Origin of the sequence: Methylorubrum sp. SL192 (assembly GCF_026672325.1) — a bacterium.
GTDB lineage: Bacteria > Pseudomonadota > Alphaproteobacteria > Rhizobiales > Beijerinckiaceae > Methylobacterium > Methylobacterium extorquens.
Map to the genome: position 1 here is coordinate 4,809,135 of NZ_JAPPQV010000003.1, position 16,596 is coordinate 4,825,730.

Genomic DNA, 16,596 nt, shown 5'->3' on the forward strand with positions numbered 1-16,596 from the left:
GCCCCTGCCCGCTCAGGCGCCGACGCGATTGTGATCCTCGATCTCGGGCGCCACCTGCCCGAAATTGAGCACCGACACCAACGTCACGCCGCCGACGATGTTGCCGAGCAGCGTCGGAACGAAGAACCCGGTAAGGTACTTCGAAAAATCGATCTCGCCGATGGCGACGAGGTAATAGGCATCGACTGAGCCGGCGACGATGTGGGCGAGCCCGCACATCGAGACCAGCCACGTCATCAGGATGATGATGAAGGGCGCCGCCGAGCCCGAGGCCGGCAGAATCCACACCATCAGGGCGATCAGCCAGCCTGCGAAGACCGCCTTGATCACCGTGGTCCAGAACGGGTCCTCGATGGTGTGGCGGCTGATCTCGGCAAAAGCCTCCCGCACCTCCGGTTTGAACGCATCGGTGTGGGCCAGCACCGAGGCGATGGCGATCGTTGCCAGGATGTTGGCGACAAGCACGATGCCCCAGAGCCGCACGACCCGCAGCAACGCGCCGAAGGTCCTCTCGGTGAGGAGCGGGAGGATCGGCGTGACCGTGTTCTCTGTGAAGAGTTGCTGGCGCCCGAGCACGACGATGAGGAAGCCGATCGAATAGCCCGCGCTGGTGACGAGTTCGGCCCAGGGCGCGTGCGGCAGATGCCCCTTGAGCACGCCGGGCACGATCAGCGAGAAGCCCATGGTCAACCCGGCGGCGAACCCCGAGAGCGAGAGGGCCAGCCAGGTGCGGCGCATCTCCTCCTCGCCTTCCCGCCGGATGATCTCGTGCAGGATCAGCGCGTCCGGGCGGTGGGCCTTCTCGACCTGGGCATTGTCCTTCTCGCGGGTATGGGCGCCGTGGGTCTTCGCTTCACCCTGGTCGTCCGGGTCTCCGTGCGTACGGGATTCCTGGGACATGCGGCCCTCGGCGGTCGTCTCGTCGCAGCCCAACGTATGGCAGCGCTTGCGCGCTCCCAGCCGGCAGAGATTTATTTCATGAGATCGGGGCCGGGGCTGGAAGCGGACTGCCTAAGGCTGGAGCCCGGCCAGCAAGGCCTCCACGGCCGCCCGCGCGGCCGCCACCGCGTTCGCGTCCCGGCCGCGCACGACGATGCGGTTGCGAAACCCCTCCGGCGTCATCGACGGATAGGAGCCGATCGAGACATCGCCATGCGCGGCGGCGATGTCGGAGAGGCCGCCGGCAAAGTTGCCCTCGGGGATCGCACCCGCCTCGATCGTCTCGGAGATCACCGGCGCGTTGCCCGTCAGCGTCGGGCGAATCTCATCGAGCATCGCCGCCATGATCTGCGGCACACCGGCCATGACGAAGACGTTGCCGAGCCGGAAGCCCGGGGCCTTCGACACGGGGTTGGCGATCAGGTCGGCCCCGTCGGGGATGCGGGCCATGCGCAGGCGCGCCGCGTTGAGATCCTCCGGGCGGTGCCGCTCCAGCAGCATGGCGCGAGCCCGCGGATCGACGTCGATGCCGACGCCGAAGGCCTCCGCCACGCTGTCGGCGGTGATGTCGTCGTGGGTCGGGCCGATGCCGCCGGAGGTGAAGACGTAGGTGTAGCGCGCCCGCAGCGCGTTCACCGCGGCGACGATCTCGTCTTTCACATCCGGCACGATGCGCACCTCGCGCAGGTCCACGCCGATCTCGGTCAGCACCTCGGCGATGGTGCCGATGTTCTTGTCCTTGGTGCGGCCCGAAAGGATCTCGTCGCCGATGACGAGGATGGCGGCGGTGACGTCTGAACTCTGGGGCATGCGGCCTCGGGGGCGATGATCGGGGTGGAAGCTAGGGCGCGGATGCGCGAAAGCGAAAGCCCCTCGTTCCGCCCCGGCCCGCGATGCGTTTCCCCACTCCCCTGATCGAAGGGCGCCTCGTGCGGCGCTATAAGCGCTTCCTCGCCGATGTGACGCTGGCCGACGGCACGATGGTGACGGCGCATTGCGCCAACCCAGGCGCGATGCTGGGGCTCAACGCCGAAGGGTTTCAGGTACTGCTCTCGCCCTCGACCAACCCGTCGCGAAAGCTCGGGTACTCGTGGGAGTTGGTAGAGGCGGAGCTGCCCGGCGGCCCGCAATGGGTCGGCATCAACACGGCCCGGCCCAATGCCCTCGTCGCCGAGGCGTTTCGCGAGAATAAGCTCGCGCCGCTGATCGGCTACGAGACGCTCCGGCCGGAAGTCGCCTACGGAAAGGCGAGCCGGGTCGATTTCCTGGCAAGCGGCGGCGGCCTGCCGCCCTGCCATGTCGAGGTGAAGAACTGCCACCTCATGCGCCAGGCAGGCCTCGCGGAATTTCCCGATTGCAAGGCCGCCCGCTCGGCCCGCCACATGGAGGAGTTGGCCGGCGTCGTCACTGCGGGCGGAAGGGCGATGCTGATCGTGGTGATCCAGATGCAGGCAGACGCCTTCGACGTCGCCCGCGACATCGACCCGACCTTCGACCGCGCGCTTCGCATGGCGCTGGAAGTGGGCGTTGAAGCCTACGCCTATACCTGCGCGGTCGGGCCGGAGGGCGTCGCCATCGACACGCCCGTCCCGATCCTCACGCCGGGCGCGACGGTTCAACCCGCTCGAACATCAGGTTGAGCCGCGTGCGGGCGATCTGGCGGTAGCCAAACTTGTTCAGCAGGTTCGGCAGGTCGATCTGCCATTGGTCGGCGCCGTTCTCGATAACGAGCACCGACGGGAGCAGGGAGGCCGGCGCATCGCGCAGGAACGGCTCCAGGATCAGATCCTCGGCGCCCTCGACGTCGAGCTTGATCGCGTCGATGCGCTCGATCCCTTCCGAACGGCACAGCTCCACCAGCGTCACCGCCGGCACGCGCACCGTCGCGTTCTTGTGGGTGCCGACGATCTTCACGCTCGATTCGCCACGGTTGCGCGGATCGATGAACAGGGTCAGCTCGCCCGACTTGTCGGCCACCGCGCAGGCGATGGCTTTCACCGTGCCGAACGGGTTCTGGCCGATGTTGAAGGTCAGCCGGTCGAACACGTCGGGCTGCGGCTCCACCGCGAGGATGCGCGCGCGCCGGCCGGTGAAGCCCGCCACGAACAGGGCGTAGGCGCCGATATTGGCGCCGATATCGAGGAACACGGCATCGTCACGCAGGCGCTCCTTGAGGAAGGCCCGCTCCTGCGGATCGAAGAACTGCGGGGTGAAGAGCACCTTCTTCTCGCAGTTGTTGTTGTAGGGATGCAGCCGCATCCGCGCGCCGTAGCGCTCGACGTCGAGCGGCCGGCCGCGCATCATCGAGATGGCGAGGCGGCGCAGGAACATCGCCATCCGCCGCGCACGCCAGGAATGCTCGGGGAGCTTCTGGGTGCGCTCCGCGATCCGCGCAACGAGGCCGGTGGGGGCGTAGGTGCCGTAGGGCGAGGTGTCCGTCATCGTGCCGGGGTGATGCCAGCCCGGCGCAGCCGCGGCAAGTCGGGCGCCATCGGGCGCGACGCGCCAAACGCCGCCCGTTGTCGCACGAAGCACCATCGCCGCCTTTGACAACGGCGCCGCGGCACCCGAAGACATCGGGATGCAGAGCTTCGACTCCGACGGCGTGCAGATCGCCTATATCGACGTGCCGCCCAAGGAAGGTGCCTCCGGCGGCAGCGGCGATCCGATCCTTCTGATCCACGGCTTCGCCTCGAACCACGCGGTGAACTGGGTCAATACGCTCTGGGTCCGCACGCTGACCGAGGCCGGCTACCGGGTCATCGCCCACGACAACCGCGGCCACGGGCAGAGCGAGAAGCTCTACGATCCCGCATCCTACACCTCCGACCAGATGGCCGGCGACGCGGTGCGGCTGCTCCGCCATCTCGGCATCGAGCGAGCGGACGTGATGGGCTATTCCATGGGCGCACGCATCGCCGCGCATATGGCGCTCGACTATCCGGCGGAGGTCCGCTCGCTGCTGATCGGCGGCCTCGGCTTCAACCTCGTGGACGGGCGCGGCCTGCCGCAGGGCATCGCCGAGGCACTGGAAGCGCCCGCCGGCGCGCCCGCACCGAACCCGACGGCCGCCTCCTTCCGCACCTTCGCCGAGCAGACCAAGAGCGACCTGCGGGCGCTGGCCGCCTGCATCCGCGCCTCGCGCCAGACGCTGTCGCGGGCCGAACTCGCGGCGATCGAGACCCCGACCCTGGTCTCGGTCGGCACGCTCGACACGGTGGCAGGCTCGGGCCCGGAACTGGCGAAGCTGCTGCCGAACGCCCGCGCCCTCGATCTGCCGAACCGCGACCACTCGACGGCGGTCGGCGACCGGCTGCACCGCAAGGGCGTACTGGAATTCCTGGAGCAGCGTCCGTAGCAGCGCGCCTCACGGGGCAGAGCCTGTCCCGCCGGCTCCCAAGCCAGTCCGAACGGCCTATTGGTGGTAGATCGTTTGACGGACTGCGCCCGGAGCCCGATCCGCCCCTAAGCTGCGGCCATTCTTCGGGAATGGGTCATGCCGGGTCGGACATCGCAGACAGCCACGGACGGCGTTCTTCGCTCGGTGGTAGCGGATGCGCTTGCCAGCGCGCTCATCGTCCTGGCGATCCTGCTACTGGTGTTCGGCGGCACCGCCCTGGCGCGGCCGAAACTCACCTATGAAGCGGGCAAGGTCGTCGGCTTGAGCAACCTGTCGACCGATGAAGGCTGCCTTCCGGCCAAGCTGGCGGGCCGGGTCGTGAAGCGGGCGTTCGGCCGCGACGGGCTCTATCTCGAGTCGGTCGTCCTCGAGGAGAGATCCGGCCAGCGGAGCTTCATCAACGTCGAGGACGGCTATCGCAATCTCGACGCCGCCACCAACGGTGCGGTCAAGCACTCACTCGAAACCCTGCTGAACGTGGGCAAGAGCGTTTCGCTCCGCGTCCTCGGATGCGGGGCGGCAGCCCGGACGTTGACGCTCGACGCCGTGCGCCCGCTCTGAGCGGATCGGCGCCCCTGTCCGAATTCAGCTCTTCAGCCGGTACCCCGTGCGGAAGATGTAGGTCACGAGCCCGAGGCAGAGGGCGAGGAACGCCAGCGTCGCGGCGATGCTGACCCCGACCGCCACGTCGCCCTTGCCGAAGAAGGCCCAGCGGAAGCCGCTGACGAGGTAGACGACCGGATTGAACAGGGTCACCGCGCGCCAGAACGGGGGCAGCATGTCGATGGAGTAGAAGCTGCCGCCGAGGAATGTCAGCGGCGTCACGATGAGGAGCGGCACCAGTTGCAGCTTCTCGAACCCGTCCGCCCACAGCCCGATCACGAAGCCGAACAGGCTGAAGGTCAGCGCCGTGAGCAGCAGGAAGAACACCATCCAGAACGGGTGCTCGATGTGCAGCGGCACGAACAGCGAGGCCGTGGCGAGGATGATGAGGCCGATGATGATCGACTTCGTCGCCGCCGCGCCGACATAGCCGAGCACCACCTCGAACGGCGAGATCGGCGCCGAGAGCAGTTCGTAGATCGTGCCGGCGAAGCGCGGGAAATAGATGCCGAAGGCCGCGTTCGAGACGCTCTGCGTCAGCAGCGAGAGCATGATGAGCCCCGGCACGATGAACGCGCCGTAGGGAACCCCATCGACCGTCTGCATCCGCGAGCCGATGGCGGCACCGAACACCACGAAATAGAGCGAGGTGGAGATCACCGGCGCGACGATGCTCTGCAAGGCCGTGCGCCAGAACCGGGCCATCTCAAAGCGGTAGATGGCGAGGACCGCCGGGACGTTCAGCATGGATACGCCCATCATGCGCGCTCGCGGACGAGATCGACGAAGATGTCTTCGAGCGAACTCTGGCTGGTATCGAGATCGGTGAAGGCGATGCCGGCATCCGCCAGCTCGCGGAGCAGGCCGGTGATGCCGGTGCGCTCACGCCGCGTGTCGTAGGTGTAGACGAGGCTGCGCCCGTCCTCGCCGAGGTGAAGATCGTGGCGGGCGAGGTTCTCGGGCAGGGTCGTGACCGGCGCGCGCAGATGCAGGATGAGCTGCTTCTTGCCGAGCTTGCGCATCAGCTCGACCTTGTCCTCGACAAGGATGATCTCGCCCTTGCGGATCACGCCCACCCGGTCGGCCATCTCCTCGGCCTCTTCGATGTAGTGGGTGGTGAGGATCACCGTGACGCCCTGCTCGCGCAGGCGGCGCACGAGGCGCCACATATCCTGGCGCAGCTCCACGTCGACGCCCGCCGTCGGTTCGTCGAGGAACAGCACCTGCGGCTCGTGCGCGAGCGCCTTGGCGATGAGGACCCGGCGCTTCATGCCGCCGGAGAGCTGCATGATGCGGCTCTCGCGCTTGTCGTAGAGGGAGAGGTCCTTGAGCACCCGCTCGATATGGGCGGGATTCTTAGGGAGACCGAACAGGCCGCGGCTGAAGCTCACCGTGTCCCACACCTTCTCGAAGGCGTCGGTGGTGAGTTCCTGCGGCACCAGCCCGATCATCCGGCGCGCGGCGCGGTATTCGCTGAGGATGTCGTGGCCGCCGACACGGATCTCGCCCGTGCTCGGCGTGACGATGCCGCAGACGATGTTGATGAGGGTGGATTTGCCGGCGCCGTTCGGCCCCAGCAGCGCGAAGATCTCGCCTTTGGCGATGTCGAGGTTGACGTCGCGCAGGGCGTGAAGCCCCGAGGCGTAGACCTTCGACAGGTTCGCGATCGAGACGATCGGTGGCATCGGGGCTCGGGGCTGACGAATGGGCGGCGCGCTATAGCACGGCGATCGGGGCCGCGAACCCCGCGATCGCCGGTTACATTTCCCGCCGTTTCCCCGCCCCTGACGCGCGAACCGCGGAACCAGCCAGCACTCCAGGGTTTGACCGATTGTTCTCCTGCGACAAAAGACCCCCTATCCGACCTGCCCTCGATGCGATGGCGGGTCGTTTTTTATGCTCATCCCGGCAGCCGGCCGGCGGCCTCGCGCTCGCGCAGGTAGTCCTCGGTGGTGCGCGTCTTGGCCGGCGGCACCGCGTGCGGGTCGAAACCCTGGGTCAGCGCCGCCTCGACGCGGCAATCGTCGCACATCATCAGCGAGCGGATGCGCTGCTCGCCAGCCTCCCCTGAGAACATCCAGTGCCGCTCGCGCAGCTTGCCGATCACCCGCTCGATGGTGGCGCGGGTGCCGAACGGCTTGGCACAGGTGATGCAGCAGAACGGCTCCTCCTCCTTCACGATCCGGCGGGGCTCGGCCCAAGCCTCGAAGTCGATCTGCGGCTTCAGGCTGATCACGTCCTCCGGGCAGGTGGCCGCGCATAGGCCGCACTGCACGCACAGGCTCTCTTCGAAGGCCAAGAGCGGCCGGTCGGTGCTGTCCGACAGCGCGTGGGTCGGGCAGGCGCCGACGCAGGAGAGGCAGAGCGTGCAGTCCTCCGTGCGAAACTCGAGCCCGCCGAACGGCGCCCCGGCCGCCAGCGGCACCGCGGCCACCGGCGTCGGGGCCGCGGCATGCATCTCGCGGAAGGCGAGGCGCAGCATCTCGCGCTTGCCGCCGACGGGCACGAAGCCGGCCGGCGCCGTGGTCGCCCGGCCGGGAACGTCCGAGCGGAGCACCGCGCCGAGCGCATCGGGGTCGTCGGTCTCGATCAGGGCGACGGTCGGCGCCTCCGTGCCGGTGCCGTAGCCGAGGGCATCGGCGAGCGTTCGGCCCAGCGCGACGGTGCGGTGCAGATTGTCGAGGTCATGCTTCGGGCGCTCACGCACGAGCACCCGCGCCCCGGTGGCACCGTAGGCGAACAGGGCGGCCAGAACCTCGGGACCGAACTGCGTCACCTCGTTGACCCGCACCGGCAGGACGTGGGCCGGGAGGCCCTCGCCGTAGCGGCCGAGCGCGTCGATCAGCGGCTCGCCATGGTCGCCATCGTGGAACAGCACCACCGCATCCGCACCGCCGGCCGCCCGGTAGGCGCGCATCAGGCTGCGCAGGCGACGCATCAGCGCATCGCCCGGCGGCAGGGCGTAGTTGGCCGCCCCCGTGGGGCAGACGGCGGCGCAACTACCGCAGCCGGCGCAGACATAGGGGTCGATCGCCACCGTATCGCCGGCCGGCGCGATGGCCCCGGTCGGGCAGACGTCGAGGCAGCGGGTGCAGCCGGTGATGCGCGAGCGGGAATGGGCGCAGAGTTCGCCGCGGAAATCGATGAAGCGCGTCTTGTCGAATTCGCCGACGAGGTGGGACGCCGCCATCACCGCGCGCTCGACCGCCGCCGGGTCGCGCGGGTCGGCACGCAGGTAGCCGCTGCGGAGTTCGTGCGCGGGAAAAAGCGGCGTGCCGCCGGTCAGATCGAGGATCAGGTCGCAGGTCGACACCGCCCCGTCGCGCCCCGAACCGAACACGAGATGGGTGCGCGAGGACGGCGCCGGCAGGGCGTAGTCGTCGATGCGCAGGTCGAACGCGCCGAGATGGCCCGTCGCGCCGCGCACCGTGCCGCGGATCACCGGGAACTCGTTGCGATGGAGCGGCGCGACCTCGCCCGGCCGGCTGAGCAGCACGGTGACGTCGAGATGCTCGGCCAAGCGCCGCCCGGCCTCGATGGCGATTTCGTCGCGCCCGTAGATTAGGGTAACGCCGCGGCTCTCCAGCGGCACCGTGCCGGCGACGGGGACCGCCTCCGCGGCTGCAGCCAGCAGCGCCGCCATCTTCGGACCGGCCCGTTCGGCCTGAGACGACCATCCGGCGGTCTCGCGGAGCTTGGCGAAGGTGACCCGCTCCTCCGCCTCCATCTCGGCGGCGATCTCCTCGAAGAGCGGCGCCTGGAGCGTGCAGGAGACCGTGACGGGCGAGCCCGTCGCGAGAGCCTCGCGGTAACGGTCGAGTTCCCGACCGCATAGCTGGTCGGCGGTGCGCACGCGGGTACCGCAACCCTTTTCCAGGGCCGCGACATCGAGCGGCATCGTCTTCTCGCAGGAACAGGCGAACACGAGACGATCGGACACGATTAAACCTGAGACGATTGGGAGCGCGAGGGCCTTCGCGCGGAAGCCTGCCTTCCTTATAATCGTATCATTCTAAAACGACGAACGGACATGCGGGCGCAGGTCCTCTTCCCGGGACCGTGCCCCGCCCGAGACCGCCTATGACCCTCCCCCTCGATATCGGATCGCCGGGTTTGCGCCTCGCGCCGCTCGTCCTGCCGCCGGCCTTCACCGGTCTCGTCGCGGCGGGCTCCGCGGCCGGGCTGGCCTGCCGGATGGCGGAAAGCGGCGAGGCGGATGCCGCCACCCTCCTCATGGAGGAGCGCGACGACGTCATCGCCTTCGCGGTGGTGCTGGCGCCGACAGAGCCGCTGGCCACGGCGCGGCGTGCCGTCTTTATCGGGATGCAGGCGCTCGCCGACGCGGTCGGCGCCTTCGGGCCGCCGGAAATCCCGGTGACGTTCCACTGGCCCGATACGCTGAGCTTCAACGGTGCCCGTCTCGGCGGCGGCGCGCTGCACTGGCCCGAGGGCTGCGACGAGACCGAGACGCCGGACTGGCTCGTCTTCTCGGCGATGCTGCTTGCCTCGAAGCGGGATGCGGGCGATCCCGGCCTCACACCCGACTCGACCTCCCTGGAAGAAGAGGGGTTCCCGAACGACCTGCGCGAAGCCCTGGTCGAGAGCTTCGCCCGGCATCTCACCAAGGCGTTCGAGATCTGGGACGAGGACGGCGCCGCGCGCTCGACGGGCCGCTATCTCACCCGCCTCGCGCTGCCGCCGGGGGTGCGCGCGACGATCGACCCGAGCGGCGATGCCCGGCTCGTCCACGCCGACGGCCGCAGTGAGACGCTTCCGCTGCGGCCGGCCCTGATCTCCCCCTCCTGGCGCGACCCGGTCACCGGCACGGTGCGGCTGTGAGTGCGGGCAAACTGCCGCGGACCCTGCGGCTCGATCCCTCCGACACCTTCGTCTTCGCGCGGGCCGCCGAGGCCGGCGAATGGGCGGTGACGGGCTCGTTCCTGTTCTTCGATGCCGACCTCTCGGCGCTTGCGGGCAAGGAGCGGGCGGCGTTCCGCTCCGGTTTCGTCGGCGTGCGCTCGCTCGGCTTCTCGACCCTCGTGGTCGTCAGCGAGGCGAGCGAGGCCGAGCACGAGACGGCGATCGAGGATCTCGCCCGTCACATCCACGAGCGCTTCGGCGCACCGGATCGCGAGGCGGCCCGCGCCGCTGCGCGCGAGGAGATCGAGGTCGCGGCCTCGCTGTGCAATCTGCCGGTCGGCAGCGTCGTTGCCATGCACCGAAGCACGCAGGACGGGGAAATCGCGGAGGAATTCCGCACCCTGCACCAGCGCGCACCGGGCGCGGACCCAATGCACGGACGGGCCTTCCACTTCGTCGAGACCGACGAGGACGGGCCCGACGAACAGGCCGACCTCGTGGGACTTTTGAGCGACGCCTCCGCGGGGGCCGAGAGAGCATGACCGAGTTCTGGGTATCGAGCGGCCATCACCTGACGCAGCGCACGGAAGGGGGCGGCCTCGCCGTCACCGACGAGCTGATCCTCGCCTATCTCGCGCGCCCCGAACTGGTGCCGCCGGAGGAGGCCTGCGCGGCCGAACGCGCGCTGCACGCCAGCCTTCTGAGCGATCCGCGCCGGCCGATCTCGAGCGGCGAACTCCAAAAAATCGCGGACGCTGATGCGCGGGAGAACTGGGAGGTGATGCTGGTCTTCCGCGAGCGGCTGCTCACGGCCCGCTCGGTCGAGGCGGCCTATCTCGCGCTCGTGCGCGGCGGGTTGCAGGGCGTGCCGGGGCTGTTCCTGACCCAACTCGTGCATCTCATCCTGCGCAATGCGCTCGACGGCTGCGAAGACCCGTTCGTGCTGCGTGCCGCCGAGTTGTTCTTCCGCTCCCAGCGCGCCAGCCTGCACGAGGGCGCGGTGCTGCTCGCCGATGCCGAGGTCATTGAAGCGCGGGAGGGCGGCGCGCCGCTCTCGCCGCTGGTCACGATGCTCGGCAAGGAGGCGGCAAGCGAACTCGACGTGCTCAACGAGGAGAACGCCTGGACCTATTGGAGCCGGTCGGACGCCTTCACCATGGCGCTGAACCTCGGCTCCAGCGGCCGAAGCCGGGAGGGACTGGCGCGGGCGATCGAGGCCTTCGTGCGCCACCTCCTCAACGCCGAGGTGACGGTGAAGCCCCTCGATCGGCTGGAGGATCCCGACTGGCGCTGGTTCGTCGGGCTCGACGCGGAGGGCACGCGGATCGGCAACGCGCTCTGGCGCGGCGAGGCGCTGGACGACGCCGCACGCGAGCGGGTGATCGCGGTGTTCAGCCTCACCTTCACCGATCCGGCCCGCGTCGATCCGCGGGTCGGCGAGCGGCCGGTCTATCTCCTGCTCGCCATGTCGCCGGACAAGACCGTGCAGCTCAAGCCACAGAACCTCGTCGTCGGATTGCCGCTGGCCTCCGACCGGGCCGCCGCGTGAGGTCGGACATGACGCCGGAACAGATCCCGGAAGACCGCTTCGAGGTCGGCATCATCGTGGCGCGCCGCCGCCTGAAAGGGCCGTGGGCGAGCCACGCCTGGCTGCCGATCGAGGCACTTCCGGCAGCGCCGGAGACCGCACCCTGGACCCAACTCTCCGAGACCGAGGAGGAGGCGACCTTCTACGCGGGTGCCCACGAGGTCACGCTGCACATCGGCGAGACGGCGCATTACCGCGACAACCTTGTCTCCGGCCGCCCCTCGCTCTGGGTCACGCTCCACGCCACAGCGGAGGACACCTACACGGTGGCGAGCGTGACCGCCGACCCCTACGAGGGCGAATCGATGGCCGAGGGTATCGGCGAGATCGTCGAGGCGGTGCCGATGCCGCCCGAGGTGCAGGCCAAGCTGCTCGCCTTCTTCGAGGCCTTCCACATCGAACGCAAGTTCGAGAAGCGGAAGCGCGACCGCGCCGATCCCGAGGCCCTGGCGCGCCGCGCGCCCGGTACACAGGGGAAGCCGGAATGAGCGGCAGCTTCCTCTCCCGATGGGCCCGCCGCAAGGAGGCCGTGCGCGCCACCGAGCGAACCGTTGCGCCCGCCGTCACGGATGAGATCGAGGCGAAGGCCGCTCTCGACGCGGAGGCGCATACCGGCGAGGGATCACCTCCGCCGCAGCCTGTCGCCCTGACCGGCGACGAACCGGAGGCGGGGACGGACGATCTTCTGGCGCGGCTTCCCTCGCTCGACGCCCTGACGCCGGAGACCGACCTCACCGCCTTCCTCCAGTCCGGCGTGCCCACGGCCCTGCGCAACGCGGCCCTGCGGCGGATGTGGTCGCTCGACCCGGCGATCCGCGACTTCGTCAGCGAGGCGCGGGAATACGCCTATGACTGGAACACGCCCGGCGGGGTGCCGGGCATGGGCCCGCTCCTGCCGACCGACGACGTGAAGGCGATGCTGAAGCGGATCATCGACGGTGTCCCCGTCGCGGCGGAGGAGGAACCGGACACCGAGCCGCAGGACGCTCCGACGGCGTCATTGGAGGAAGCTGCGCAGATCGCCGATGCGGCGCCCCCGGCATCCGAGACCGACCCTGAAACCGACGGCGTTCCGCTCCCGATGCCGGACCTGCACGCTCCGGTCGCGGTTGCCGCCGTCGAGTCCCCTGAGGTCGTACAATCCCCCCTCCCCCGGCCTCGCCTGCGGCGCCATGGTGGGGCGATGCCCTCGTAATTCATGCGCATTTCGATTGCGGCAAAGCCAAACGCTTTTTATTATCGATCCAAACAAGCGGTCCTCCAGGCAGGCCCGAGGGAAACGATGAGTTCGGTCGCGTCGGTGATGGCACTTCCGGGAGATGAGGTGTCTGGAGTCGTCGGCGTTCCGGACGAGATCGACCTCCTGCGCGCGCAGCAATACGATCTCTTGGCTGCGCTGCTCGGCCGGGCACCGGGTTCGTCGCTGCTCGCGGCGCTCGCCGCCGTGAAGGAGGGCGACGGGGTTCTGGGCCGGCAGGTCGCGGCCCTGCGCCGTGCGGCGGCCGAGACCGATACGGAGGCTGTCGAGCGCGAGTTCTTCGCGCTGTTCATCGGCGTCGGTCGCGGCGAGCTTCTGCCTTACGCCTCCTACTACCTCACCGGTTTTCTCAACGAGCGTCCGCTCGCCCGCGTGCGCGAGGACTTCGCTGCGCTCGGCATCGAGCGGGACGAGTCGATGAGCGAGCCGGAGGATCATCTCGCGATCCTTCTGGAGGTGATGGCCGGGCTCGCGGCGGGGCGGTTCGAGGCGGAGCCCGGCATGCAGGCGCACTTCTTCGCCCGGCACATCGAACCCTGGGCGGACCGTTTCTTCGCGGACCTGGAAAAGGCGAAGGCGGGCCGGTTCTACCGCGCGGTCGGGGGGCTCGGCCGCGCCTTTATCGAGATCGAGGCGGAAGCTTTCGCCATGGAAGGCTGAAGGGCTGCTCCGTCGTGACAAATGAAATCGAGGCGCGTTGCCCTACAGCAGGCAGCCGCCGGAGGAGACGAGGGTGATGCGACAGGATCCGAAGACGCTCGGTCGTCGCCAGTTCTTTCGGGCGCTCGGCGGCAGCACGGTGGCCGCCGCGGCCGCCGTCGCCTCGCCGATGGGGGCGACCGAGGCCCAGGCCTACGATCCGGGCAACGACGAGACCAAGGCCCGTTACCGGGAGAGCGACCACGTGAAGGCGTTCTACCGGACCAACGGCTACGAGACGTTGAAGAAGAACACTGATCCGGCTTCCACCGGTCCGAAGTGAGGCTGCCATGCTGATCAAGCGCAAGAGCGGCGACGCTGCTCGCACCAAGCACCAGGCCGTCGCCGCCGGCCTCGCCGCGGGCGTGCTCGACCGCCGCGCCTTCCTCCGCAAGTCCGGGCTGACCGCCGGCGCGCTCGCCGCGGCCGGCACGATCCAGCTCGGCTCGGTGCGCAAGGCGCAGGCCGCCGGCTCCTCCGCCGTCGGGCCGGACACGGTCATCAAGAAGAACGTCTGCACCCACTGCTCGGTGGGCTGTACGGTGACGGCCGAAGTCGTGAACGGCGTCTGGGTCGGCCAGGAGCCGTCCTATGCCAGCCCGATCAACCGCGGCACGCACTGCGCCAAGGGCGCGGCGATCCGCGAGCTCGTCTCGTCCGACCGCCGCCTCAAGTACCCGATGAAGCTCGAAGGCGGGCAGTGGAAGCGGATCTCGTGGGATCAGGCCTACGAGGAGATCGGCGACAAGCTGGTCCAGATCCGCGAGAAGAACGGCGCCGACTCGGTCTACTGGCTGGGTTCGGCCAAGTTCACCAACGAAGCCTCCTACCTCATGCGCAAGTTCGCGGCCCTCTGGGGCACGAACTCGATCGACCATCAGGCGCGCATCTGCCACTCGACCACGGTGGCGGGCGTGGCCAACACCTGGGGCTACGGCGCCCAGACGAATTCCTATAACGACATCCGCAACGCCAAGACGATGATCATCCTCGGCGGCAACCCCGCCGAGGCGCACCCGATCTCCATGCAGCACGTGCTGTCGGGCAAGGAGATCAACCGTGCGAACATGATCGTCATCGATCCGCGCTTCACCCGCACTGCGGCGCACGCCACCGAATACGTGCGCATCCGCTCCGGCACCGACATTCCGGTGGTCTGGGGCATCCTCTGGCACATCTTCCAGAATGGCTGGGAGGACAAGGAGTTCATCGCCCAGCGCGTCTACGCGATGGACGACGTGCGCAAGGAAGTCGCCAAGTGGACGCCCGACGAAGTCGAGCGCGTCTCCGGCGTGCCGGGCGAGCAGCTCAAGCGCGTGGCGGAGAAGTTCGCCAAGGAGAAGCCGGCGACGCTGATCTGGTGCATGGGCGCGACCCAGCACACGGTCGGCACCGCCAACGTGCGCGCGCTCTGCATCCTGTGCCTGGCCACCGGCAATGTCGGCAAGCCGGGCACCGGCGCCAACATCTTCCGCGGCCACACCAACGTGCAGGGCGCGACCGATCTCGGTCTCGATGTGACGTCGCTGCCGCTCTATTACGGCCTCGTCGAGGGCGGCTGGCGCCATTGGGCCCGCGTCTGGGACGTGGAGTACGACTGGCTGCAATCGCGCTTCGATGAGGTTCCGGCGAAGGGCGGCCGCAAGGCGCGTACCCGCAAGGAAAACATGGAGGCACCCGGCATCACCTCGACCCGGTGGTTCGATGCCGTGAACCTGCCGCCGGAGCAGATCGACCAGCGCAGCCCGATCAAGGCGTTCATGGTGTTCGGCCACGGCGGCAACACCGTGACCCGCATGCCCGAAGCCATCGACGGCATGAACAAGCTCGAGCTGCTGGTCGTCGCCGACCCGCACCCGACCACCTTCGCAGCGCTCGATGCCCGGCAGGACAACACCTACCTCCTGCCGATCTGCACCTCGCTGGAGATGGACGGCTCGCGCACGGCCTCGAACCGCTCGATCCAGTGGGGCGAGCAGATCGTGAAGCCGGCCTTCGAGTCGAAGAGCGACTACGAAGTCCTCTACCGCCTCGCGCAGAAGCTCGGTTTTGCCGACAAGCTCTGCAAGAACATCAAGATCGTCGACGGCGCCCCCGAAGCGGAAGACATCCTGCGGGAGATCAACCGCGGCGGCTGGTCGACCGGCTATTGCGGCCAGTCGCCGGAGCGGCTGAAGGCGCATATGCGCAACCAGCACAAGTTCGACCTTGTGACGCTGCGCGCGCCCAAGGACGATCCGGAGGTCGGCGGCGACTATTACGGCCTGCCCTGGCCGTGCTGGGGCAAGCCGGAGCTGCGCCATCCGGGCTCGGCGATCCTCTACAACACCAGCCTGCACGTGAAGGATGGCGGCGGCGGCTTCCGCGCGCGGTTCGGCACCGAGCGCAACGGCCAGACCCTGCTTGCCGAGAACTCCTTCTCGAAGGGCTCGGACCTGACCGACGGCTACCCCGAATTCACCTTCGGGGTGTTCAAGAAGCTCGGCTGGGACAAGGATCTGACGCCGGACGAACTCGCCACGATCCTCAAGATCGGCGGTGAGAAACCCGACACGGTGAGCTGGGCGACCGACCTCTCGGGCGGCATCCAGCGCGTCTGCCTCGATCACGGCGTCTCGCCCTTCGGCAACGGCAAGGCCCGGGCCAATGCCTGGAATTTGCCCGACCCGGTGCCGGTGCACCGCGAGCCGGTCTACTCGCCCCGTCCCGAACTCGTGGCGAAGTACCCGACCCGCCCCGACGAGCGGCAGTTGCGCATGCCGAATATCGGCTTCTCGGTGCAGAAGTCGGTGGTCGATCGCGGCGTCGCCAAGGACTTCCCGATCATCCTCACCTCCGGTCGCCTCGTGGAATACGAGGGCGGCGGCGAGGAGACCCGTTCGAACCCGTGGCTCGCCGAGCTGCAGCAGGACATGTTCGTCGAGATCAACACCGGCGATGCCGCTGCGCGCGGCATCAAGGACGGTCAGTGGGTCTGGGTGAGCGGCCCTGAGAACGGCGCCAAGACCAAGGTCAAGGCGCTGGTGACCGACCGCGTCGGCAAGGGCGTGGCGTTCATGCCCTTCCACTTCTCCGGTTGGTACCAGGGCAAGGACATGCGCGACTTCTACCCGAAGGGCACCGACCCGGTGGTGCTCGGCGAGAGCGTGAACACTGTGACGACCTACGGCTTCGATCCTGTGACGGGCATGCAGGAAACGAAGTGCACCCTGTGCCAGATCGCAGCGGCGTAAGAGGAGCACCCCGAAC

17 protein-coding genes are annotated in these 16,596 nt (G+C 68.6%); 11 read left to right on the plus strand and 6 right to left on the minus strand.

Annotated features, from left to right (window positions below; all coding sequences use genetic code 11):
• Positions 1–12: 12 nt before the first annotated feature.
• Together OVA30_RS23375 and OVA30_RS23380 are read right to left on the minus strand one after the other, a co-directional pair.
• Entirely contained in the window at positions 13–900 is an 888-nt protein-coding gene (locus OVA30_RS23375; RefSeq protein WP_041358381.1) for a formate/nitrite transporter family protein, read from the minus strand.
• Positions 901–1,011: 111 nt separating this feature from the next.
• Positions 1,012–1,749: a competence/damage-inducible protein A gene (locus tag OVA30_RS23380; RefSeq protein WP_268177137.1), complete on the minus strand. Its 738-nt coding sequence runs from the start codon at positions 1,747–1,749 to the stop codon at positions 1,012–1,014.
• Positions 1,750–1,832: 83 nt separating this feature from the next.
• Here OVA30_RS23380 and sfsA point away from each other — a divergent pair, with 83 nt between their 5' ends.
• Complete coding sequence (gene sfsA, locus OVA30_RS23385; RefSeq protein WP_268177139.1) at positions 1,833–2,579, plus strand: DNA/RNA nuclease SfsA; 747 nt, start codon at positions 1,833–1,835, stop codon at positions 2,577–2,579.
• Here the strand turns inward: sfsA and OVA30_RS23390 are convergent.
• Positions 2,536–3,477 carry an FkbM family methyltransferase gene (locus tag OVA30_RS23390; RefSeq protein WP_442786126.1) on the minus strand — a complete coding sequence of 314 codons (942 nt, stop codon included), beginning with the start codon at positions 3,475–3,477 and terminating at the stop codon, positions 2,536–2,538. The genes sfsA and OVA30_RS23390 overlap by 44 nt on opposite strands.
• Positions 3,478–3,520: 43 nt before the next feature.
• Here OVA30_RS23390 and OVA30_RS23395 point away from each other — a divergent pair, with 43 nt between their 5' ends.
• Both OVA30_RS23395 and OVA30_RS23400 read left to right on the plus strand, forming a co-directional pair.
• Positions 3,521–4,297 (plus strand): alpha/beta fold hydrolase, encoded by a 777-nt coding sequence (locus OVA30_RS23395; RefSeq protein WP_268177141.1) that lies wholly within the window; start codon positions 3,521–3,523, stop codon positions 4,295–4,297.
• A 138-nt stretch (positions 4,298–4,435) separates the two neighbouring features.
• Positions 4,436–4,900, plus strand: a complete 465-nt coding sequence (locus OVA30_RS23400; RefSeq protein WP_268177142.1) for a hypothetical protein — start codon at positions 4,436–4,438, stop codon at positions 4,898–4,900.
• Positions 4,901–4,924: 24 nt separating this feature from the next.
• Here OVA30_RS23400 and OVA30_RS23405 read toward each other — a convergent pair whose 3' ends face one another.
• The 3 genes from OVA30_RS23405 to OVA30_RS23415 all read right to left on the minus strand — a co-directional run bounded on the left by OVA30_RS23405 (position 4,925) and on the right by OVA30_RS23415 (position 8,840).
• The gene (locus OVA30_RS23405; RefSeq protein WP_012252177.1) at positions 4,925–5,704 is read right to left on the minus strand and encodes an ABC transporter permease; all 780 of its coding nucleotides are present in this window, start codon (positions 5,702–5,704) and stop codon (positions 4,925–4,927) included.
• On the minus strand, positions 5,701–6,627 hold the full coding sequence (locus OVA30_RS23410; RefSeq protein WP_012605530.1) for an ABC transporter ATP-binding protein: 927 nt from the start codon (positions 6,625–6,627) through the stop codon (positions 5,701–5,703). The genes OVA30_RS23405 and OVA30_RS23410 overlap by 4 nt, the downstream gene beginning before the upstream one ends.
• Before the next feature lie 215 nt (positions 6,628–6,842).
• A complete protein-coding gene (locus OVA30_RS23415) occupies positions 6,843–8,840 on the minus strand; it encodes a 4Fe-4S binding protein (RefSeq protein ID WP_268177532.1) in 1,998 nt (665 codons plus the stop codon).
• A gap of 182 nt (positions 8,841–9,022) precedes the next feature.
• Here OVA30_RS23415 and OVA30_RS23420 point away from each other — a divergent pair, with 182 nt between their 5' ends.
• The 8 genes from OVA30_RS23420 (at position 9,023) to OVA30_RS23455 (ending at position 16,580) form a co-directional block, all read left to right on the plus strand.
• On the plus strand, positions 9,023–9,781 hold the full coding sequence (locus OVA30_RS23420; RefSeq protein WP_268177145.1) for a biotin/lipoate--protein ligase family protein: 759 nt from the start codon (positions 9,023–9,025) through the stop codon (positions 9,779–9,781).
• Positions 9,778–10,344 carry a DUF6505 family protein gene (locus OVA30_RS23425; protein WP_268177147.1) on the plus strand — a complete coding sequence of 189 codons (567 nt, stop codon included), beginning with the start codon at positions 9,778–9,780 and terminating at the stop codon, positions 10,342–10,344. The genes OVA30_RS23420 and OVA30_RS23425 overlap by 4 nt, the downstream gene beginning before the upstream one ends.
• Positions 10,341–11,351: a DUF6352 family protein gene (locus OVA30_RS23430; RefSeq protein WP_268177148.1), complete on the plus strand. Its 1,011-nt coding sequence runs from the start codon at positions 10,341–10,343 to the stop codon at positions 11,349–11,351. The genes OVA30_RS23425 and OVA30_RS23430 overlap by 4 nt, the downstream gene beginning before the upstream one ends.
• An 8-nt stretch (positions 11,352–11,359) precedes the next feature.
• Positions 11,360–11,878, plus strand: coding sequence for a DUF3305 domain-containing protein (locus tag OVA30_RS23435; protein WP_268177150.1), 519 nt, complete (start codon positions 11,360–11,362; stop codon positions 11,876–11,878).
• A complete protein-coding gene (locus OVA30_RS23440; RefSeq protein WP_268177151.1) occupies positions 11,875–12,585 on the plus strand; it encodes a DUF3306 domain-containing protein in 711 nt (236 codons plus the stop codon). The genes OVA30_RS23435 and OVA30_RS23440 overlap by 4 nt, the downstream gene beginning before the upstream one ends.
• An 87-nt stretch (positions 12,586–12,672) precedes the next feature.
• On the plus strand, positions 12,673–13,308 hold the full coding sequence (locus tag OVA30_RS23445; RefSeq protein ID WP_012252185.1) for a TorD/DmsD family molecular chaperone: 636 nt from the start codon (positions 12,673–12,675) through the stop codon (positions 13,306–13,308).
• A gap of 76 nt (positions 13,309–13,384) precedes the next feature.
• Positions 13,385–13,630, plus strand: a complete 246-nt coding sequence (locus OVA30_RS23450; protein WP_003601742.1) for a formate dehydrogenase — start codon at positions 13,385–13,387, stop codon at positions 13,628–13,630.
• 7 nt (positions 13,631–13,637) lie between these two features.
• Complete coding sequence (locus tag OVA30_RS23455) at positions 13,638–16,580, plus strand: formate dehydrogenase subunit alpha (protein WP_012605537.1); 2,943 nt, start codon at positions 13,638–13,640, stop codon at positions 16,578–16,580.
• The last annotated feature ends 16 nt before the right edge of the window (positions 16,581–16,596 follow it).

Bases quoted from the DNA above. Each gene is read 5' to 3' on its own strand.
- OVA30_RS23375 (WP_041358381.1), bottom strand. From the start codon at position 900: ATGTCCCAGGAATCCCGTACGCACGGAGACCCGGACGACCAGGGTGAA.
- OVA30_RS23380 (WP_268177137.1), bottom strand. From the start codon at position 1,749: ATGCCCCAGAGTTCAGACGTCACCGCCGCCATCCTCGTCATCGGCGAC.
- sfsA (WP_268177139.1), top strand. From the start codon at position 1,833: ATGCGTTTCCCCACTCCCCTGATCGAAGGGCGCCTCGTGCGGCGCTAT.
- OVA30_RS23390 (WP_442786126.1), bottom strand. From the start codon at position 3,477: ATGGTGCTTCGTGCGACAACGGGCGGCGTTTGGCGCGTCGCGCCCGAT.
- OVA30_RS23395 (WP_268177141.1), top strand. From the start codon at position 3,521: ATGCAGAGCTTCGACTCCGACGGCGTGCAGATCGCCTATATCGACGTG.
- OVA30_RS23400 (WP_268177142.1), top strand. From the start codon at position 4,436: ATGCCGGGTCGGACATCGCAGACAGCCACGGACGGCGTTCTTCGCTCG.
- OVA30_RS23405 (WP_012252177.1), bottom strand. From the start codon at position 5,704: ATGATGGGCGTATCCATGCTGAACGTCCCGGCGGTCCTCGCCATCTAC.
- OVA30_RS23410 (WP_012605530.1), bottom strand. From the start codon at position 6,627: ATGCCACCGATCGTCTCGATCGCGAACCTGTCGAAGGTCTACGCCTCG.
- OVA30_RS23415 (WP_268177532.1), bottom strand. From the start codon at position 8,840: ATGCCGCTCGATGTCGCGGCCCTGGAAAAGGGTTGCGGTACCCGCGTG.
- OVA30_RS23420 (WP_268177145.1), top strand. From the start codon at position 9,023: ATGACCCTCCCCCTCGATATCGGATCGCCGGGTTTGCGCCTCGCGCCG.
- OVA30_RS23430 (WP_268177148.1), top strand. From the start codon at position 10,341: ATGACCGAGTTCTGGGTATCGAGCGGCCATCACCTGACGCAGCGCACG.
- OVA30_RS23435 (WP_268177150.1), top strand. From the start codon at position 11,360: ATGACGCCGGAACAGATCCCGGAAGACCGCTTCGAGGTCGGCATCATC.
- OVA30_RS23440 (WP_268177151.1), top strand. From the start codon at position 11,875: ATGAGCGGCAGCTTCCTCTCCCGATGGGCCCGCCGCAAGGAGGCCGTG.
- OVA30_RS23445 (WP_012252185.1), top strand. From the start codon at position 12,673: ATGAGTTCGGTCGCGTCGGTGATGGCACTTCCGGGAGATGAGGTGTCT.
- OVA30_RS23450 (WP_003601742.1), top strand. From the start codon at position 13,385: ATGCGACAGGATCCGAAGACGCTCGGTCGTCGCCAGTTCTTTCGGGCG.
- OVA30_RS23455 (WP_012605537.1), top strand. From the start codon at position 13,638: ATGCTGATCAAGCGCAAGAGCGGCGACGCTGCTCGCACCAAGCACCAG.